Genomic DNA, 20,397 nt, shown 5'->3' on the forward strand with positions numbered 1-20,397 from the left:
TGATTAAACTTGATAAAAATCAGATGGTAAAACTTTACACCGACTAAAACTGAGGATTAACACGATAACTTTTAAAACAGTTTAAAACCGACTTATTATAAAACCATCAGTAAAAAATGAAAAATAAAAATCAACTCTACTAATTCTTATATCCATTTTTGAAAAAAAGAAAAATAAGAACATGATTCGTTTAATCAGAAAGTATATTTTCCAAAAGGAAATGATTTTATTAACTTTTTCAATCTGAAGTAAACTTTATCGTAGATAGATTAAATAGTCATAATTAATACATTTTACCCCCCAAATAATAATTAAAAGATTGCTTTTCAATAAAAAGTTTCCTGATAAGATTTTTTCAGGTTATTTATTAAAACTTCAACATTAACCACCATTATTTTTACAACCTCTTTATCCAATAAAAACATAAAATTGGAAAAACATTCAAATTATTAACCGTAATAATTTCCTTTTCAATAAATTACTCTGCGGTTTTCTCTCAGCAATTTATTAACACATTAACATTAATCACCTTTATTTATATAATCCCCGTTCTTGGTTAAACCAATTCATCTGCTATTTGGATTTCCAAGTTTCTCACAAATGAATTGGCTCTTAAAAAGAATCTCCCATATTTATTATTGACTACCAACGCACTTCTGATATGGGTAAAAACATGACAGAATTAACATGCTCAAACAAATCATAATCAACCTGCATACTGGTTGGTATCCGGAAATCCAATAGCGTATACAGTTCCGTCCAGCCAACATCTTTCTTAAGAAATTTTCTCGGTGGGAGAACCTTTTCAGGCTGACCAAACTGCTCATGAATCCATTTCCTGAACATTAAGGGCTTCAAGGGAGAAGGTAATTCATTAGGGAATTGGTATGAAGATTTCTTCTGATCAAGCAAAAAAAGCTCTACAGCGAATAAAATCTTACCATCTCTTTTAAAAGCTAAGTGCATGCCCTCTTTAGCCATATTCAAGGCAATAAACGAAGCTCCAGGGTATCCTGTTGGTTTGGTTTTATAAGGGATTAATCCTTGATCAAAAATCTCCTGATAAGATTTTCCCAAGCTATTTATTAACGCTTCAATGTTTGTCGCTATTATTTGTATAACCCCCTGTTTTTGGATTAAGCTAAGATTATATTTTCCGCTCAAAAACCAATCCTCTAACACGCAAGTCAACTAAATATAGGACACGAATATTTGTATCAGGATACATAGAGTGAAGTTTCCGAATATAACAATCATGTCCGCCGACAACACCAATCACAGGAATTTTTGTTTCCTCTGAAGTAACATCAGGTTCCCCCATCAATGCTCTGACAGCAACTTTATCCATTAACAATGTAAACGGAGGAGGCATTTCCCCATGATACATTTCACTATTTCCAGAACGTCTAGAAGTACTAAGCAGTGTAAATTCAACTGACTTCAATTTTCTCGATTTATCATCGAATACCAATATAAGACCAGCTTCAGGCTCATAATTAAACGTATCAACTCCTTCAAAAAGGTATTCAAATTTTTCATCAGAAATAAGTTTTTTTTCAACTAGCTGCTCTACTGTCTGTCCCAGACTTTTAATTATCGTCGTAATATCTACCATTATTCATACCACCCTTTTTCTTTATTCAGTCGGTGTAGTTGCCCTAATGCTTTGCCCAACTGCTCATCGGTATAGCCTTCTTCCCGTAGGCCAAGAACTTGGGCGTTAAAATTACTGTCTACGGCAGCTTTTAGATTCATTGAATCTTTTACTGTTTTCTCTGGAATATTCCTATCACCATAGGTTTCACTATATTTTTGGTGTACTCGCTTAGGAATAGCAATCGAGATACCCTCTTTCAAAGCATTTTTAATATCTTGCTCTTGAATCTTTTCTCCGTAGGTTCTTATTAAATACTCTCTCAACGCTGCCTTAGAAGGAATATGATCAATATCCAACCCATCATTACGACTACGTCCAGCCAGATCCTGATATTCTCCCACTTCCAACGGTTTCACCGGCGGTTTACTCAAATACACATACACCGGCGGCATATTCGGAATAGGGAGTACCAGAATATAATCGCGGAAATCCTTTTCTTCCGGCATCGGTAGCGATTCAATATCGCTGCCCACTTTGTCCGGGATCGGCAATACGGTTATTTGCGATGGAATAAACGGCGGTTCTTCATTCCCGGTATGGGCTGGAACTTTGAATTCCTGTTCGTTCGGCGTCCATAAAATCGTCGGCCTGTTCTCTCCCGGTTCCCAGAACTCGTAATTCCCCGTGGTCCGGTTCAATCTCATCACATGAACCGGTACTTCATCCAGCCCACTTTCCGGGCTGACGTGATACCCCTGAACCGTCATCCTGCCGCTTTCTTCATCTCTGATCCAGCGGAAACGAACACGAGTCAGCGCTTTACCAAACTGTTCAGCTATTTGCCTGAGTTGATACTGACTGAGATAATCCTCCTCACCCTGATTCAGCGACGGCGAATAGAACAGTCCCATTAGCCCCACCGTTACCGGATTCGGGGCCGCCAGCCAGCGTCCGGCACTGATAGCACTACCACCGATGTAACGCATCGCCAGTGCTTCCCCTTCCGCTACTGCGCTGCGGGCAGTCGCAGCCACCGCGGTCGCGGCGGCTTCGGTTTTATCTTTGCCATCACTCAACCACCGTTTATACCACGGCAATTTTTTATCCTGCGATTTATCCGGTTCCGGCGGGTGTTTCTTACTTGGTGGCGGTGGTTCCGGTTTCGGCGGTGTCACCGGCGCAGGCGATGACGAAACCTGATATATTCCCATGCGCCCGAAATTATCCGCGGGTTCCGCGTCGGTTCCAGCATCAGTACAGCCTTTACCCCGCAGACAAGACTTGGTAAACACCGGGGTTGGCGGCGGGGCTTTTATCACCGGAGGCGGCCCGGATTGCACGCTTTCCGCTTCCTTAACCGGCGATGAGATATTCTGAGCCGCCATATTAACCGGCGCTGTGGCCGGATGATTGGGCTGCTCCTGTTTTTCGTAACTGTCCCTCTCCGAATTAATAAACCGGGCCCGACAGGGGCAAGTACTGACACTGTCCAGTGTTCCAGCCAGTTTTCGCACCATGTCAAACACATCTGAAACACCCCCGACAATCATATAAGTACCGGGATGTTTACCACAGATAACTTTATCCCCTTCACGCGCGGTTGCCCGCCCGTTAAATGTCATGGTGTGGTCACCGGTAATAATCTGTCCACCACAGGTTGTTTTGTCACCAACGAGCAGAAAATATCCTATTGCCATCTATTCACTTCTCCATTGACTAACCGCATGAAGAGTGGATCTGACTGGAATTATCATGTTCTTACCACCTATTACTTAATATTCATGATTAATAATTCATCAGATTTCACTTTAGAAAGATATAGGAATATTCAGAAAGTTGCCGATTTTTTCGTCTCAGATGGGGGCAAAAACCCATATATTGCAATATTTTTTATACAAATAAACAACATTTGTGAGCATTACTACTGCGATAATGGTGTAAAGCCGAAAAGGTAATGACGCGGTATGTTTGGGAAACTGGTGAAAAAAACGGTGAAAGGTGGCTTTGCAGACGAAAAATAATATTCAGAAAGTCAAAACGCTGACCAGAAGCTCAGCGTTTTGTCATTTATCTTATCAAATATTTATACCCTATGGATTTAAAGATGACGGGTATATACCCTTCATCCTTCAAGTTGCTGCTTTGTTGGCTGCTTTCACTCACCCCAGTCACATAGTTATCTATGCTCCTGGGGATTCGTTCACTTGCCGCCGCGCTGCAACTCGAAATTTATTGGGTATATTATTGGCCAAACATCTCCCGCAACCAGCCCGGCGCTTGTTCTTGTTGCTCAATAGGTTCTGGCACAGCTGCTTGCTGGCATAAACTCTGTGGATCATCAGTCCAAACCGGTAATGTTCTCCAGCCACTACCACTGCAGTTAAAACTGCCATCTTCATTAACCGCCATATCCACAATCCCTTCTGGCGGAATGTTGTTCAACATGAGCGGTGTCTGATTTTCCAGATAACGACGATATACATTTAACGCACCAGTAGAACCCGTCAGATTAGTCGGTTCATTGTTATCCCGACCAACCCATGAAATCACCACTTCTTTACCATCGATACCGGCAAACCAAGTATCACGCAGGTCATTAGTTGTACCTGTTTTACCAGCCAAATTATAACGACCAAACTTAGCCGCCAGAGAACGAGAAGTCCCTCTCGCCACAACCTGCTGCATACCATACAGCGTCAGATAAGCCGCCTGAGCAGGTACAGCCCGTTCAGCTTGCGGGTAACTCTGATATATCACTGTGCCATCTTCCATGATGACAGAACGTAACGCAGAAAGCGTCGCGCGGTTGCCGCCGCTCGCCATCGTCTGGTATTCCTGAGCCACTTCTAATGGTGTCAAACTAAGAGAACCCAGTAACATCGCCGGAACCTGATGAATAACTTCCTTCGGCACGCCAAGCCGGACTAAGGTGTTGCTGACATGATCAAGTCCAACAGCTAACCCAAGATTCACCGTCGGAATATTTAATGAACTCGCCAGTGCATCAACCAACATGACTCGCCCACGGAAACGACGGTCATAATTTCTCGGCGCCCAATCCTTACTGTTAGGCAGTTTTACCTTAAGGGGTTCATCTGCCAGCCAGGTATTTAACCGATATTGATCAGGTTCACTCAGCGCCGCCAGATAAGTAGAAGGTTTTGCCAGCGAACCAATTGAGCGACGTGCCATCATCGCCCGGTTAAATCCCGCATACTGTGGTTGAGAACCGCCAACCATCGCCCTGATTTCACCACTAATGCGATCGACAATCACCATCGCCCCTTCAAGATCAGCAATCTTGCGGGTTTTTCTCAGGCTGGCAATCCCTTCTTCCACCGCATTCTCTGCCGCATCCTGGGATACCGGGTCCAAAGTAGTGAAGATTTTCACCCCCGACAGATCATTAACTTTATCGCCCAGTTTGTCCTGTAATTCCTTGCGAACCAGTTGCATAAACGCCGGTTGTGGGGTAATCACACCACTTTTCGGTTTTACTCCTAATGGACGAGCACTCAGTAACTTGTAAAGATCTTCATCAATAATTTGCTGATTTTGTAAAAGCTTGAGCACCACATTACGACGTTCAAGAGCCAACTTGGGATTACGCCACGGGTTATAAAGAGAAGCCCCTTTCACCATACCAACCAACAATGCTTGCTGATCCAAACTCAATTCATCCACCGGGCGACCAAAATAATAGAGGCTCGCCAGTGGGAATCCTCGAATCTGTTCATCACCACTTTGGCCTAAAAACACTTCATTCAGATACAGTTCGAGAATCCGATCTTTGCTATAGCGGTAATCCATCAGAAGCGCCATGTACGCTTCATTGGCTTTACGTACAACAGTACGTTCATTGGTCAGGAATAAGTTTTTGACCAATTGTTGCGTTAGGGTACTTCCTCCTTGGACGGTGCGCCCCGCAACCAGGTTAGCTAACGCCGCACGCCCGATAGAAAGAACACGGATACCATCATGCTGATAGAAATAACGGTCTTCTGTCGCCAGCAAGGTATTAACCAGTAAATCTGGAAATCCCGAACGCGGTACAAACAATCGCTGCTCGCCATTGGGCGACTGCAACATAGTAATCAGTTTCGGATCAAGGCGGAAGAAACCAAACTGGCGCTGGTTTTCGATATTTTCGATCCCTGCCAGATGATTATCACTGAAAGTCAATAAAGCGTGGATCTGTCCTTCTTTACTGTCAGGGAAATCAAACGGTCGACGCAACATTTCAATGGTTTCGCCTCTGACAGAAAACTCCCCAGGACGGGTAATTTTTGTCACCTGACGATACTGCATTCCTTCTAGCAGATGTACCATCTCTTTTTTACTGTAGTTCATGCCCGGTTCAAGGTTAACCATCCGGCCATAAACTGCTGCTGGCAATTCCCAGACTTTTCCATCAATGCGGTCACGGATTTTGCCATCCAGATAGACACCATAAATTCCCACTAATACGGCAAAAACAATAAATATTTTGAATAATAACCAGAACCAACGCCACTTTTTCTTAGGTGGACGGGCATTTTTTCCTTTCTTTGTCATAGGTTGGTCCTCTTCATCATCGTAGTCACCATCTTCTTCATAGCCATCATCATAATCATCTAACAGATGCCGTCTTCTTAATGATGGCGGTTTACGACGGGATACAGATTTTTTGCCTTTACGTCCGATTGGTTGACGATCTTCACCAGACATTCCAAAATTCTCCAAAACCGTTCAGATGCTAATAATTGATCTTTATATCTTTACTCTGTCACGAATATTTTTTTACCCGCCGGGTTGGTGCCGTATTTGCCGGATCATCCGGCCATAGATGTTTTGGGTAACGTCCTTTCATCTCTTTTTGCACTTCGCGGTATGATCCTTGCCAAAAAGCAGCTAAATCCTGTGTGATCTGCAATGGCCTCTGGGCCGGCGATAATAATTCAAGCACCAATATTACCCGACCTTTTGCCAGCGATGGGCTTTGCTGTTCACCATACATTTCCTGCATCCTAACTGATAATACGGGTGGTTTATTATCAAAATAATGGATTGCTATCCGACTGCCAGTAGGTACAGTGTAATAAACAGGCAGTTCATTATCCAGACACTGTCGTTGTTGCCAGTCCAGTAAACTTTCCAAGGCTGGCAATAAATCAATCTGTTTCAATTCTTTCAAATCGCGCACACCAGCAAGAGAAGGCATTAACCAATGATCAAGAGAAGCGATTAGTGAATCATTATCTACCGCAGGCCACTGCATTTCAGGCAACCACTGAGCTGCACATTGGATACGTGTGCATAACTGAACAGCCGCAGATGACCAATTCAATTCATGTAATCCCTCACTACGTAACCAGTTTAGCAGGGCCTGCTGTAATTGCTCATCCGAAGGTTTTGCCAATAATTGGGCTTTTACTGTCAGGTTGCCGCATTGCAACCTTTTCCAGGCCCTTAATGTGCCTTTATTATCATCCCATTCAACAATATTTTGTTCGCTGAATAAATCCGGTTGTTGTTGTGCCAGTTGCTCAATGTCCAGTGAACAAGCTAGCAAAATGCGGGCATCAGGGGTTCTGCTGCTTTGTAATAATGAAGGAGCCACCAGCCACGATTCGTCAGATAATTTTTCTTTTTCATCGATCATCGCCCCTAAACCATTTGCTAGTTGAAAGCGACCATGTTTATCTCGATTTTTAGCTATTCGGTCAGGAAAACCCTGAGCCAACAACATTGCGACAGCTCCACAGGCTGGTTCGCCAAAATGACCGCCAATATTTCTGACCAACTGCTTTGCCCGCCGTAACCACTGAGTCTGACGCTGCTCAACCCAATAAGTGATATCCAGCTGACCATCACGGGGAGGCTCCTCCAGAATCGCTGTCAGCATAGCGGCGGTTGCCAGTGTATCAGCGCCCTGCGCCAAACCGGCACATAACATAGCAGCCAGACGCGGATCACTGCCAGATTCCGCCATTTTCCTGCCTCTAGAAGTCAGCTGACCACTATGATTTACCGCGCCTAACTGTAATAACAGCGATTTCGCTACCGCCAGCGCAACAACTGGCGGCTTATCCAACCAGTGCAGTTGGGAAATATCATGACATCCCCACTGTAATAAAGAGAGCCATAAGCTACTGAGGTCAGCATTCCGTATTTCTGGCTCATTATGCTCTGCGGCCCTTTCGGCCTGTTCCTGGCTGAATAGATGCCAACAAATTCCAGCTTCCAACCGTCCTGCACGTCCAGCTCGTTGTGTCATAGAAGCCTGACTAATGCGTTGAGTGATCAAACGGGTCAATCCGTTTTTTGGCTCAAAACGCGTCGTGCGTTCAAGACCGCTATCAATCACCAACCGAACTCCTTCAATCGTCAGGCTGGTTTCTGCAATGTTAGTCGCCAAAACAATTTTACGGCGTCCAGGTGGTGAAGGTTCAATCGCTTTTTGCTGTTCAGCTAACGATAAGGCACCGTATAACGGACAGAGATCGGTATCTTCTGCCACTTTCCCGTAAAGCAATCCCAATACCCGTTGAATTTCCCCAATTCCCGGCAAAAACAGCAATAAAGAACCCTGTTGCTGTTGGAGTAATCGCAATACAGTGGTAGCCACACTTTGCTCAAAAGGCTGATGAGCCGGTAACGGATGATAGTTTCTGGTTACAGGAAAGCTGCGTCCTTCAGAAATAATCACCGGCGCATCAGGTAATAAAGAAGAGAGGCGCTGATTATCCAACGTCGCCGACATGATCAGAATCCGCAGATCATCCCGCAATCCTGCTTGTACATCCAGAAGCAATGCCAGCGCCAAATCAGCCTGTAAGCTACGTTCATGGAATTCATCCAGAATCACCAGAGAAACCCCTTCCAGCATCGGGTCCTGCTGTAACATACGCGTCAAAATACCTTCTGTTACCACTTCAAGACGGGTTGCCGTACTCACTTTCGTTTCTGAACGCATCCGGTAACCGACCGTCTGTCCAATATTTTCATTCAGTTGAGCCGCAAGACGGTTAGCAACACTACGAGCGGCAATCCGTCGTGGCTCCAACATAATGATACGTCCGGAAAAATCAGCTTTTTTCAGGAGTTCCAATGGTAACCCCGTAGACTTCCCAGCACCGGCAGGAGCATGCAGTAGTACCTGCAGTGAACTTTTCAAAGCATTCAGAACAGGTTCGATGACCTCATATACAGGCAATAAAGACACAAACACTCCATTCAAGAAGGTTAACTTTCAACGATCAACATTGTAGCATTACCTGCTTCGTTCTTATGCCATCGGCCATTCAGGAGTTTTTATGGAGTTCCACCCTCCCTTGCGATCTGCCACTTTAATCCGTCGTTATAAGCGTTTCCTGGCTGATGTCATCACACCAGAAGGAGAAACACTGACCATCCATTGTGCCAATACTGGTGCTATGACCGGCTGTGCTACACCAGGAGATACCGTTTGGTACTCCACGTCCGACAATCCAAAACGTAAATACCCCAACAGTTGGGAGTTCACAGAGACACAAAATGGTCACTGGATTTGCGTCAATACTCTCAGAGCGAATGATTTAGTGGCAGAAGCTATTAAACAAAATGCTATTTCAGAATTTTCTGAATACAAAAAAATCAGTCGGGAAGTAAAATATGGTGAGGAGCGCAGTCGGATAGATTTGTTGTTACAAGCCGAGCAGCAAGTTAACTGCTATATTGAAGTGAAATCAGTCACGCTTCTTCAGGAAAATTGCGGCTATTTCCCCGATGCTGTAACCACTCGCGGACAAAAACACTTACGGGAGTTGCAGCATATAGCAGAACAAGGACAAAGAGCGGTGCTATTTTTTGCTGTCTTGCACTCTGGGATCAAACAGGTCGCAGCGGCGGCACATATTGATCACAATTATTCATCTCTCTTGGAACAAGCGCAAAACTCTGGGGTCGAAGTTATCTGTTACCAGGCCAACATGACAGAAAAGGGGATGGTTTTAGGTGATAAATTATCTTTTATTCTGAATGATTAATTTATTGATTCACCTAATATACCTAATAGATTTCGAGTTGCAGCGTGGCGGCAAGTGAACGCATCCCCAGGATTATAGATAGCTATGTGACTGGGATGAGTGAAAGCAGCAACTTGAAAGATGAAGGGTATATATACAGTCAGGTTGTACAGAGTGTAAAGACATCCGATACGTTTGTCTTCACTCCATTGTGAAACTAATAGCAGGAACAATTGCCAACCCATGCTCCATCTGCTATTTATAGCGGCCTGTTTTTTTCCCCGCTAGGGGTTCGTTTGATAGTGCGTGTGTTAGGAGAAGTATTATGCAAGAAGGGCAAAAACGTAAAACCTCGTCCTTAAGCATTCTCGCCATCGCTGGGGTAGAACCTTACCAAGAAAAGCCAGGTGAAGAATACATGAACGATGCCCAGTTGGCGCATTTCAAGCTAATTCTTGAAGCATGGCGCAATCAACTCAGGGATGAAGTAGATCGTACTGTATCTCATATGCAAGATGAGGCAGCGAACTTCCCTGATCCAGTTGACCGTGCAGCGCAGGAAGAAGAGTTCAGTCTTGAATTACGTAACCGTGATCGTGAACGTAAATTGATTAAGAAGATCGAGAAAACACTGAAAAAAGTCGAAGATGACGATTTCGGTTTCTGTGAATCCTGTGGAATTGAGATAGGTATCCGCCGATTGGAAGCCCGTCCAACCGCAGATTTGTGTATTGATTGTAAAACCTTAGCCGAAATCCGCGAAAAACAGATGGCTGGCTAATTAATCGTGTTCTAATACGGCGTCTTCATGGCGCCGTATCAACCCTCACTGATCCCAATATGATAAAACCTGAACGTCCCTACGCTTATATTGGGCGTTTCGCCCCATCACCTTCGGGCGATCTTCACTTTGGTTCATTAATCACAGCAATTGGCAGCTATTTGCAAGCTCGTGCTCATCAGGGAAAATGGCTGATACGTATTGACGATATTGATCCACCCAGAGAAGTTCCCGGCGCTGCCAGCCGTATTCTCCAAGCCCTTGAACATTATGGCCTACACTGGGATGGTGAAATTCTCTATCAATCCCAGCGTCATGAAGCTTACCGCGATGCCCTTAATCAGTTGCAACAACAAGGCTTAAGCTACAACTGTATCTGTACCCGTCAACGTATTCAGCAAGCTAATGGTTTTTATGATAAAAACTGCCGTGAATTAAATCTGCCTCTTAATCATGCAGCAATCCGACTTAAGCAGAGCAATCCTGTTTATGGTTTTGAAGATAAATTACTAGGATACCTGAGCGCAGACCCTGCCATGGCTGAAGAAGATTTCATCATTCATCGTCGTGATGGCTTATTTGCCTATAATCTGGCAGTTGTTATTGATGATGATTATCAAGGAGTGACCGAAGTCGTAAGAGGAGCTGATTTGATTGAGCCAACCGTTCGGCAAATTGCACTTTATCAGCAATTAAAGTTAAAGATACCTGGTTATATTCACCTACCACTGGCTCTGAATAAAAACGGCAATAAACTTTCCAAACAGAATCACGCCCAACCAATCCCACTGGATGATCCCCGACCGTTACTCATTGCAGCATTATCTTTCCTTAATCAGCCCGCCATAGAAAACTGGCAAGATCTTTCCCGTGATCAATTGTTGAAGAAAGCAACAGCACATTGGGAGCTGGACCGGATTCCACGACAAGGTAAAATATACAAGTTACATGAATAAAGTTACCGTTAGTCATAACAACCATTCTCAAAAAATACACAGTAGGCTATGATTAGCCGCTGTTTTTTATTCGTTTTACATGATTAGTTACTTATCGAGGTGTACCATTTTTAACCGAGTAGCAAATTTCTGCCGTAATTTATTGATCCGCGAGGGAAAAATTAACCGCGAGCTACAGGCAGCCAGTGAAAGGCCAGTCACCGTATCTGACCGTTCTTCTCAGGAAGAGTACGTAACTCTTCAATCTAATCACCAAAATACCTGTCAGCTTTCATCCAGCGTGAACGCTCAAGAGGAAGTTGAACAGGAAAATCTTCATTCAGATTTACCCATAACGGTAATTTCACGGGAACAACACAATATTTCCCGCAGGGATATCAGTGAAAATGCACTGAAGGTACTTTACCGTTTAAATAAATCCGGTTTTGATGCCTATTTGGTTGGCGGCGGTGTCCGTGACTTGCTGCTAGGCACAAAACCGAAAGATTTTGATATTGCAACTAATGCAACACCAGAACAGGTCCGTAAATTATTCCGTAACTGCCGTCTGGTGGGACGCCGTTTCCGCTTAGCTCATATTATGTTTGGTCCGGAAGTGATCGAAGTTGCAACATTCCGTGGTCCGCATGAACAAACTGATGCTAATAATGAGAAAAATCAGTCACAACAGGCTCAGAGCGGTATGCTGTTACGGGATAACACCTTTGGTTCCATTGAAGAAGATGCTATGCGCCGTGATTTCACGATCAACAGCCTCTATTATGGCATCAATGACTTCTCTCTGCGTGATTACGTTGGTGGTCTTAATGATCTGGAAACTGGCGTTATTCGTCTGATTGGTGATCCAGAAACCCGCTATCGGGAAGATCCCGTAAGAATGCTGCGGGCAATTCGTTTCGCCAGCAAACTGAATATGACCATCAGCGAAGATACCGCCGAACCTATTTCTCGTCTGGCTTTTCTATTGAGTCATATTCCACCAGCCCGCCTGTTTGAAGAGTCTTTGAAGCTTTTGCAAACAGGCCAAGGCTACAGCACTTATAAGCGGCTACGCGAATATCATCTGTTCCAGCCACTATTCCCATTGGTTGAACGCTATTTCACCGCAAATAACGATTCTCCAATGGAACATATGCTTAATCAGGTTCTGAAGAATACCGATTACCGATTACAAAATGATAAACGGGTTAACCCGGCGTTTTTGTTCGCTGCGATGCTTTGGTATCCACTCATTGAACATGCTGAAAAACTATCTCAGGAAAGTGGGTTAACTTACTACGACTCTTTTGCATTAGCGATGAATGATATTCTGGACGAACAGTGCCAATCTATTGCCATTCCTAAACGTCTGACAACCATCATGCGTGATATCTGGCAATTGCAGTTACGTCTGCCGCGCCGTCATGGTAAACGGGCAAACAAATTGATGGAGCATCCTAAATTTCGTGCCGCCTATGACCTGCTGGAACTGCGTGCCAATGTTGAAAACCGTAATGAGCTAAAAGACCTTGCCCACTGGTGGGGAGAATTCCAGCAAGTCAATGCCTCACAGCAACGGTGTATGATTTCCGAACTGGGCAATGATATTGTTCGTCGCCGTACACGAACACGCCGTTACTACAAACCCAAATTAGGCAGGGATAGCAGATAATCATGGCCCGTGTTTATATCGCGCTTGGTAGTAATTTGGCGAAACCCGTTCAGCAAGTAAAAAACGCGCTTGCTGCATTAAAAGAATTACCAGAAACAGAGTTTATTACCTGTTCCTCGATGTATCGTACCAAACCTATGGGGCCACAGGATCAACCTGACTTTCTGAATGCGGTGGTAGCACTGGAAACCACTCTAGCACCGGAAGAATTACTCAATCACACTCAAGCGATTGAATTGGCTCAAGGACGAGTAAGAAAAAATGAGCGCTGGGGGCCAAGGACACTTGATCTGGATATCATGCTATTTGGTGATCAGGTCATTAATACCGAACGCTTGACGATTCCCCACTATGGATTAAAACAGCGCGAATTCATGCTTTATCCGTTGGCTGAAATCGCCCCTGACCTCGTTTTCCCTGATGGTGAAGCTTTATCTGAAAGACTGAAACACATCCCAGAAAACGGCCTGGCACTCTGGCTACAACTACAGCCCTCTGAGCCCAATAATTGCCTATAAGGATCTCAGTTCAGTCCGTGGCCGCTTTCTGTACATAACAAGAAAAATTGCAGGAGAAGATAGATAATGAAACCAATGACCATGACTGATCTGAATCAGCTCAAAAAAGAAAAACGTAAATTCGCGACGATAACCGCTTATGACGCCAGCTTCGCTCAACTGTTTGCCGAGCAAGGTATTAATGTCATGCTGGTTGGTGACTCTCTGGGTATGACATTACAAGGGGCTGATACCACCATTCCAGTGACCGTTGAAGATATTGTCTATCATACTCGTTGCGTCCGCGCCGGTGCACCCTATACTTTTCTTATTGCCGATATGCCTTTCATGAGTTATGCCACACCTGAGCAGAGTTGTGAAAACGCGGCCAAGCTTATGCGTGCCGGCGCTAACATGGTTAAAGTTGAGGGCGGTAGCTGGTTATACGATACCGTTAAGATGCTTACCGAGCGCTCCGTACCGGTTTGCGCTCATTTAGGGCTAACGCCCCAGTCGGTCCATGTTCTGGGAGGTTATAAAGTTCAAGGACGTGATGAAATATCGGCCAATGAATTGATAAAAGATGCTATTACATTAGAAAAGGCGGGTATGCAATTGCTGGTACTGGAATGTGTTCCCGTTGAATTAGCTAAACGTATCACCGATGAATTACAGGTCCCAGTAATCGGTATTGGTGCCGGTAATATGACTGATGGGCAAGTTTTAGTGATGCATGACGCATTAGGCATTACAGCAAGCCCACCTAAATTTGCGAAAAATTTCCTTGAAGAAGCTGGAAATATACGTGATGCCATCCGTCTATATAAAGAGCAGGTGGAAAATAGCATCTACCCTGGCAAAGAACACTCATTTTATTAATAACTCACCCTTGTTAGCTCAAAAGCTTTGAACAAATTAAGGAGTATTAAGCAATGCTGATTGTCGAAACTATACCGATTCTACGCCGTGAAATCCGCCGCTGGCGTCAAGAAGGGAAACGCATTGCACTAGTGCCAACAATGGGTAACTTGCACGACGGTCATATAACGCTAGTCAATGAAGCCAAAGCGCAAGCAGACGTTGTTATCGTCAGTATCTTCGTTAACCCGATGCAATTTAATCGTCAGGATGACCTGGCAAAATATCCACGTACCTTACAAGAAGATTGCGAGAAACTTCACCATCATAATGTTGACCTCATATTTGCGCCTTCTGATAAGGAAATATACCCTAATGGTATGGAACATCAGACTTATGTTGAAGTTCCTAAACTCTCTACCATGCTAGAAGGTGCCAGCCGTCCCGGTCATTTCCGAGGTGTTTCAACGGTAGTCAGTAAACTGTTTAATCTGGTGCAACCGGATTTGACCTATTTTGGCGAGAAAGATTTTCAACAATTACAGCTTATTCGCAAAATGATTGCCGATCTGGCTTATGATATTACTTTGGTTTCAGTACCGACTGTGCGCGATAAAAATGGCCTGGCTCTCAGTTCACGTAATAACAACTTAACAGCTGATGAATACAAGATTGCGCCAAAACTAAACAAGATCATGAAATCTATAGCTGAAAAAATGGCACAAGGTGAACGCTACACAGAACAATTGCTCACTGAAGCTGCCGAACAGCTACGCGAAGCGGGCTTTATCCCTGATGAGCTGTTTATCCGTGACGCCGAAAATCTGGCCCCGTTAAATATCGAGAGCAAAAAAGCGGTTATTCTGATGGCTGCCTGGTTAGGACAAACCCGTTTGATCGATAATCAGCAGGTAGATTTAACCCAATAATGGCCCGTTGTATCAGACATTATTGATGCAGGAAAACAAAATAACAGATTCTAAGTTGTCATCGAATCAGGAGAAAAACCATGTTGCGCACTATGCTACAGGGGAAGCTTCACCGAGTAAAAGTCACTCAGGCAGATCTACATTATGAAGGTTCCTGTGCAATTGATCAGAACTTCATGGATGCAGCGGGTATTCTGGAATATGAAGCCATTGATATCTATAACGTGGATAACGGTGAGCGTTTTTCCACTTACGCGATTGCGGCTGAACGTGGTTCTAGAATAATTTCAGTCAACGGTGCCGCAGCGCGTCGTGCCGCAGTAGGTGATAAGCTAATTATCTGCTCATATGTACAAATTTCAGATGAAGACGCCCGTCATCATAAACCGAATGTTGCTTACTTCGACGGCGATAATATTATGAGCCGTATTGCCAAAGCAGTACCGGTTCAGGTGGCTTAAATACTATACCCAATAGATTTCGAGTTGCAGCGCGGCGGCAAGTGAACGAATCCCCGGGAGCATAGATAACTATGTGACCGGGGTGAGTGAGCGCCGCCAACAAAGAGGCAACTTGAAAGATGACGGGTATAGATGACTATGTGACTGGGGTGAGTGAAAGCAGCCAACAAAGCAGCAACTTGAAAGATGAGGGTATACAATTAAGTCCTCAATCCCCGCCCCGCTTCAATCAAATACCAAGCTACAAGATAAAAAACTGCAATAAATGCAGCCAAAACCCCCAACGTTATGACTAAAGAAACATCGGTAATTCCCAAGAAACCATAACGAAAGCCACTGATCATATAAACTATCGGATTGAGTTTGGAAACAGCCTGCCAAAATGGGGGTAATAATGTCAGCGAGTAAAACACCCCGCCAAGATAGGTCAGTGGCGTTAATACGAACGTTGGAATAATACTAATATCATCAAACGTTTTAGCAAAAATTGAATTCAGCAATCCCCCTAATGAAAACAGAATGGATGTCATCAACAACGTGATAACAATCATCCACCAGGAATGAATATGAAGCGGAACAAAGAGCAGAGAAACCAACGTCACCAAAATACCGACACAGACACCACGAGCAACACCACCACCAACAAAGCCCGTGATAATAATATGCGTTGGTACCGGCGCTACCAGTAATTCCTCAATACTGCGCTGAAATTTCGCCCCAAAGAAAGAGGAAGAAACATTAGCGTAAGAGTTAGTAATCACCGACATCATAATAAGGCCTGGGACAATAAACTGCATATAATCCACGCCCCCCATTTCCCCAATACGCGAACCAATCAAACTACCGAAAATAATAAAATAGAGTGACATGGTAATAACCGGCGGTAATAAAGTTTGTACCCAGATACGACCAAAACGGGTAATTTCTTTAATCCAGATGGTTTTGAGTGCCACCCAATACAACTGAATCATTTACCACCTCCTTGCACGTTATTGACCAGGCTAACAAACAGCTCTTCCAAGCGATTCGCTTTATTACGCATACTCAGAATATGCACCCCCCGAGCGCTTAATTGGGTAAATACGCCATTTATTCCCTGCCCACGTTGAACATCCACTTCCAAAGTAGACGCATCCAACAGCCGATAGTCATATCCTACTAGTTCAAGAATTGGGTTTTGTGTTGCCAGATCGAAGATGAATGTTTCAGACTCGACCTGACTAAGCAGATTTTTCATACTGGTGTTTTCCACCAATTCACCATGCTGAATAATACCAATATTACGGCACAGCATTTCTGCCTCTTCCAAATAATGGGTGGTTAAAATAATCGTGGTTCCCTGCGTATTTAATTCTTTTAAAAAATTCCACATCGAACGACGAAGTTCAATATCGACACCCGCTGTCGGTTCATCAAGGATCAATAACTTAGGCTGATGCATCAAAGCACGTACAATCATCAGACGACGTTTCATACCACCGGATAGACGAATCGCCCGTTGATCACGTTTCTCCCACAGATCCAACTGAGACAAATAGGTTTTCGCTCTAACCTGAGCCACATTCCTAGGTACACCGTAGTAACCTGCCTGATTGAGTACAATCTGCAACACCGTTTCAAACGGATTAAAGTTAAATTCCTGTGGAACAAGACCTAACTGACGTTTAGCATTGACAAGATCCGTATCAATATCGTAGCCAAACACCTTAACCTTACCACTGCTTTTATTAACCAGAGAACTAATAACGCCGATTGTGGTGGACTTCCCTGCACCATTCGGACCTAATAATGCGTAGAAGTCTCCTGCTTCCACCTTCAGGTCAATCCCGCGCAGCGCCTTAATACCACCAGTGTAAGTCTTGGTAAGCTGCGTTAACTCCAATGCATAAGTCATAAATTAAAAAACACCTTTATTATCTAGCCGCCTTTGCGCTCAATATGAAAATATAATGCTCCTTTCCTGATTCACTTTCTTTGCAAAAACAGCAGAAAGATTAAAAACAAGCAGTAACAAAATATTAAAATTTCAATTGATGTTGTATATGATTCTATCTTAAAGAAACACTAACAGGCTATTAACCATGATGAAAAAAATAGAAGAACTGCTTGCCAATAACAAACAGTGGTCAGAATCGGTTAACGAAGAGAATCCGAAATTTTTCAAAGAATTAGCAAAAAAGCAGAAACCTCATTTCTTGTGGATTGGTTGTTCTGACAGTCGAGTACCCGCAGAGAAACTGATTGATGCTGCTCCAGGCGACTTATTTGTTCACAGGAATGTCGCAAACTTGGTTATTCATACTGACTTAAATTGCCTTTCTGTTATTCAATACGCCGTAGATGTACTGGAAGTTGAACATATTATTATCTGCGGCCACTATGGTTGTGGTGGTATTGAAGCGGCAATTGATGGTACCGAACTAGGATTGATTAATAACTGGCTGTTGCATATTCGTGATCTTTGGTACAAACACAGCTCTATGCTAGGCGAATTGCCACCGGGTGAGCGCTTAAACCGTCTGTGTGAAATTAACGTTGTTGAACAGGTATATAACCTTGGTCACTCAACCATTATGCAATCAGCGTGGAAACGAGGTCAAAAAGTGATGATCCATGGCTGGGTTTATGGAATCCATAATGGTCAGTTACAAGATCTTGAAGTCACAGCTGACAGTCGCGAAAAGTTGGAACTTGCCTACCGTCAGACCGTATCCAAACTGACGAATAAAAAATAAGTTTTCAGATAACTAACAAAATACGCTGTAGAAAAGATTATATTTAACCTCTTCTACAGCGTAATTAAACTAAGACTTACATACCCTTCATCCTTCAAGTTACTGCTTTGTTGGCTGCTTTCACTTACCCCAGTCACATAGTTATCTATGCTCCTGGGGATGCGTTCACTTGCCGCCGCGCTGCAACTTGAAATCTATTGGGTACATACCCTTCATCCTTCAAGTTACTGCTTTGTTGGCTGCTTTCACTTACCCCAGTCACAGAGTTATCTATGCTCCCGGGGATTCGCTCCCTTGCCGTCGCGATGCATCTTGAAATCCATAGGGTATACAGATTTTAATTTTATTAAATCGCAACCTATTTAAGTATCAAGTATCTATTTTAATTTCTTTATTTTACGAATGTACGCATATGGTAATAAAAAGAAAACAAAATAATTCATGAAAAAGAACATTTTTATGGGCTATCGAATCACATTACCTGTAATAACAATGTTGACACTTAGGCAAAACCACTCTAAAGTGTCAACAATGTGATAACCGTTACTTACGAGGAAAGTTCTATGCTCACTCATGTCAGAAAAATTGGGAACTCTGTTGGTACTATTATTCCAGCTCAACTATTGAAATCCCTCCACCTGAAAGAGGGTGACCAATTATCAATTGTCGAAGAACAAGGGAAAATCGTGATCTCTGCGGTAAACCATCGTCCCAAGTACAAATTAGCCGATCTACTTGCTCTATGTGACTCAGAAGCACCAATGCCTGAAATATTAAAAGAATGGGATGCCAGTAAACCTACAGGGAATGAAATGTAATGGCAATATTTCAACGAGGGGATATTGTTGAGGCTTGCTTAAACCCAGTCGCTGGTCAAGAGCTGCAAGGTGATAAAAGGCCATGCTTAGTAATAAGTCCATACGATTTTAACAAATTAGGTTTAACAATTATTATTCCGATAACACAAGGAGGAAATTATGCCAGGTTTGCAGGTTTTGCCGTGACATTGATGGGCACCGGAACACAGACTCAAGGAGTTCTATTAGCGAATAGCATTCGTTCAATCGATCTAAATGCAAGACAGGCAAGAAAAATTGAAGAAGCACCGACGTCTGTAGTTAATGAAATTTTAGCCATGGTATTCAGCATATTGGAATAAATTCTGCCAGGGATATCTGCTGATATAGTTCTACGGCTGGATTAGGCACCCGTGCTGAAATGCAGATAGGGGCGCAGCCCTATGCATTATTCCTGAATCACAAAATAAAAACAGCAACCCGAAAGTTGCCGTTTTTAAACTCGATAAAAATTACTCTTCCAATAAAATCACATGCCCGATATAAGGCAGGTGGCGATAATGTTGTGCATAATCAATACCGTAACCCACCACAAATTTATCTTCAATTGAATAACCAATCCATTCAACCGGAACATCAACCTCACGGCGGGAAGGTTTATCAAGTAAGGTACAGATTGCCAATGATTTTGGCTCACGCAGTGCCAAAATTTCACGCACTTTATTCAGCGTGTTACCTGAATCAATAATGTCTTCCACAATCAGCACATGCTTACCACAAATATCTTCATCCAGATCTTTCATGATTTTCACATCACGAGTGGAATTCATACCATTGCCGTAACTGGAGGCCGTCATAAAATCTACTTCATGAGGCACCTGAATTTCACGGCATAAATCCGCCATAAAAATAAAGGAGCCTCTCAGTAATCCGACCAGCACCAATTCACTACCGCTATCACGATAATGTTCAGTGATCTGTTTTCCCAGCTCAGCGATACGTTGCTTAACCTCCTGTTCGGAGATCATAACTTCTACAGTGTGTTTCATTATAAATTTAACCAATTGTTTTTAATGAATAAGCATATGAAAATCAATAAAAAATCATAACCAGTTGACATGCCAATTAATACACTGTTCTTCTAGCAATA

The 20,397-nt window shown here is 43.4% G+C and carries 19 protein-coding genes; 11 read left to right on the forward strand and 8 right to left on the reverse strand.

Features of this window, described 5'->3' with window-relative positions; genetic code table 11:
- Positions 1-642: 642 nt before the first annotated feature.
- The 5 genes from BDD30_RS13005 to hrpB form a co-directional block, all read right to left on the reverse strand.
- Positions 643-1,110, reverse strand: a complete 468-nt coding sequence (locus BDD30_RS13005; protein ID WP_041382697.1) for a DUF6392 family protein — start codon at positions 1,108-1,110, stop codon at positions 643-645.
- 37 nt (positions 1,111-1,147) lie between these two features.
- Complete coding sequence (locus BDD30_RS13010) at positions 1,148-1,615, reverse strand: DUF6392 family protein (RefSeq protein WP_012777003.1); 468 nt, start codon at positions 1,613-1,615, stop codon at positions 1,148-1,150.
- Positions 1,615-3,294, reverse strand: coding sequence for an S-type pyocin domain-containing protein (locus BDD30_RS13015; RefSeq protein ID WP_012777002.1), 1,680 nt, complete (start codon positions 3,292-3,294; stop codon positions 1,615-1,617). Before BDD30_RS13015 ends, BDD30_RS13010 begins: the two co-directional genes overlap by 1 nt.
- Before the next feature lie 544 nt (positions 3,295-3,838).
- Positions 3,839-6,304 (reverse strand): bifunctional glycosyl transferase/transpeptidase, encoded by a 2,466-nt coding sequence (gene mrcB / locus BDD30_RS13025; RefSeq protein ID WP_041381594.1) that lies wholly within the window; start codon positions 6,302-6,304, stop codon positions 3,839-3,841.
- Positions 6,305-6,362: 58 nt separating this feature from the next.
- Positions 6,363-8,801 carry an ATP-dependent helicase HrpB gene (gene hrpB / locus BDD30_RS13030; RefSeq protein ID WP_041381592.1) on the reverse strand — a complete coding sequence of 813 codons (2,439 nt, stop codon included), beginning with the start codon at positions 8,799-8,801 and terminating at the stop codon, positions 6,363-6,365.
- A gap of 91 nt (positions 8,802-8,892) precedes the next feature.
- Here hrpB and sfsA point away from each other — a divergent pair, with 91 nt between their 5' ends.
- The 8 genes from sfsA (at position 8,893) to panD (ending at position 15,715) form a co-directional block, all read left to right on the forward strand.
- A complete protein-coding gene (gene sfsA, locus BDD30_RS13035; protein WP_012776999.1) occupies positions 8,893-9,603 on the forward strand; it encodes a DNA/RNA nuclease SfsA in 711 nt (236 codons plus the stop codon).
- A 304-nt stretch (positions 9,604-9,907) separates the two neighbouring features.
- Positions 9,908-10,363, forward strand: a complete 456-nt coding sequence (gene dksA, locus BDD30_RS13045; protein ID WP_011145244.1) for an RNA polymerase-binding protein DksA — start codon at positions 9,908-9,910, stop codon at positions 10,361-10,363.
- Positions 10,364-10,422: 59 nt separating this feature from the next.
- Positions 10,423-11,319: a tRNA glutamyl-Q(34) synthetase GluQRS gene (gene gluQRS, locus BDD30_RS13050; RefSeq protein WP_012776997.1), complete on the forward strand. Its 897-nt coding sequence runs from the start codon at positions 10,423-10,425 to the stop codon at positions 11,317-11,319.
- Positions 11,320-11,398: 79 nt separating this feature from the next.
- Positions 11,399-12,970, forward strand: coding sequence for a polynucleotide adenylyltransferase PcnB (gene pcnB / locus BDD30_RS13055; protein WP_012776996.1), 1,572 nt, complete (start codon positions 11,399-11,401; stop codon positions 12,968-12,970).
- Between the two features lie 2 nt (positions 12,971-12,972).
- The gene (gene folK, locus BDD30_RS13060; protein WP_012776995.1) at positions 12,973-13,488 is read left to right on the forward strand and encodes a 2-amino-4-hydroxy-6-hydroxymethyldihydropteridine diphosphokinase; all 516 of its coding nucleotides are present in this window, start codon (positions 12,973-12,975) and stop codon (positions 13,486-13,488) included.
- A gap of 66 nt (positions 13,489-13,554) precedes the next feature.
- The gene (panB, locus tag BDD30_RS13065; protein ID WP_012776994.1) at positions 13,555-14,346 is read left to right on the forward strand and encodes a 3-methyl-2-oxobutanoate hydroxymethyltransferase; all 792 of its coding nucleotides are present in this window, start codon (positions 13,555-13,557) and stop codon (positions 14,344-14,346) included.
- Between the two features lie 53 nt (positions 14,347-14,399).
- Entirely contained in the window at positions 14,400-15,254 is an 855-nt protein-coding gene (gene panC / locus BDD30_RS13070; protein ID WP_012776993.1) for a pantoate--beta-alanine ligase, read from the forward strand.
- Between the two features lie 80 nt (positions 15,255-15,334).
- On the forward strand, positions 15,335-15,715 hold the full coding sequence (gene panD / locus BDD30_RS13075) for an aspartate 1-decarboxylase (protein ID WP_012776992.1): 381 nt from the start codon (positions 15,335-15,337) through the stop codon (positions 15,713-15,715).
- A 200-nt stretch (positions 15,716-15,915) separates the two neighbouring features.
- Here the strand turns inward: panD and BDD30_RS13080 are convergent, their stop codons facing one another.
- Positions 15,916-16,686 (reverse strand): ABC transporter permease, encoded by a 771-nt coding sequence (locus tag BDD30_RS13080; protein ID WP_012776991.1) that lies wholly within the window; start codon positions 16,684-16,686, stop codon positions 15,916-15,918.
- Positions 16,683-17,609: an ABC transporter ATP-binding protein gene (locus BDD30_RS13085; protein ID WP_012776990.1), complete on the reverse strand. Its 927-nt coding sequence runs from the start codon at positions 17,607-17,609 to the stop codon at positions 16,683-16,685. The genes BDD30_RS13080 and BDD30_RS13085 overlap by 4 nt, the downstream gene beginning before the upstream one ends.
- A gap of 187 nt (positions 17,610-17,796) precedes the next feature.
- Between BDD30_RS13085 and can the strand changes: the two genes are divergently transcribed.
- The 3 genes from can to BDD30_RS13100 all read left to right on the forward strand — a co-directional run bounded on the left by can (position 17,797) and on the right by BDD30_RS13100 (position 19,609).
- The gene (can, locus tag BDD30_RS13090; protein WP_012776989.1) at positions 17,797-18,450 is read left to right on the forward strand and encodes a carbonate dehydratase; all 654 of its coding nucleotides are present in this window, start codon (positions 17,797-17,799) and stop codon (positions 18,448-18,450) included.
- Positions 18,451-19,013: 563 nt separating this feature from the next.
- Complete coding sequence (locus tag BDD30_RS13095) at positions 19,014-19,268, forward strand: AbrB/MazE/SpoVT family DNA-binding domain-containing protein (RefSeq protein ID WP_041381588.1); 255 nt, start codon at positions 19,014-19,016, stop codon at positions 19,266-19,268.
- Positions 19,268-19,609 (forward strand): type II toxin-antitoxin system ChpB family toxin, encoded by a 342-nt coding sequence (locus BDD30_RS13100; RefSeq protein ID WP_012776987.1) that lies wholly within the window; start codon positions 19,268-19,270, stop codon positions 19,607-19,609. The genes BDD30_RS13095 and BDD30_RS13100 overlap by 1 nt, the downstream gene beginning before the upstream one ends.
- A 150-nt stretch (positions 19,610-19,759) precedes the next feature.
- Here BDD30_RS13100 and hpt read toward each other — a convergent pair whose 3' ends face one another.
- Positions 19,760-20,296, reverse strand: coding sequence for a hypoxanthine phosphoribosyltransferase (gene hpt / locus BDD30_RS13105; protein ID WP_041381586.1), 537 nt, complete (start codon positions 20,294-20,296; stop codon positions 19,760-19,762).
- Between the last annotated feature and the right edge of the window lie 101 nt (positions 20,297-20,397).

The sequence above is a fragment of the Photorhabdus asymbiotica genome (genome assembly GCF_003634575.1).
GTDB lineage: Bacteria > Pseudomonadota > Gammaproteobacteria > Enterobacterales > Enterobacteriaceae > Photorhabdus > Photorhabdus asymbiotica.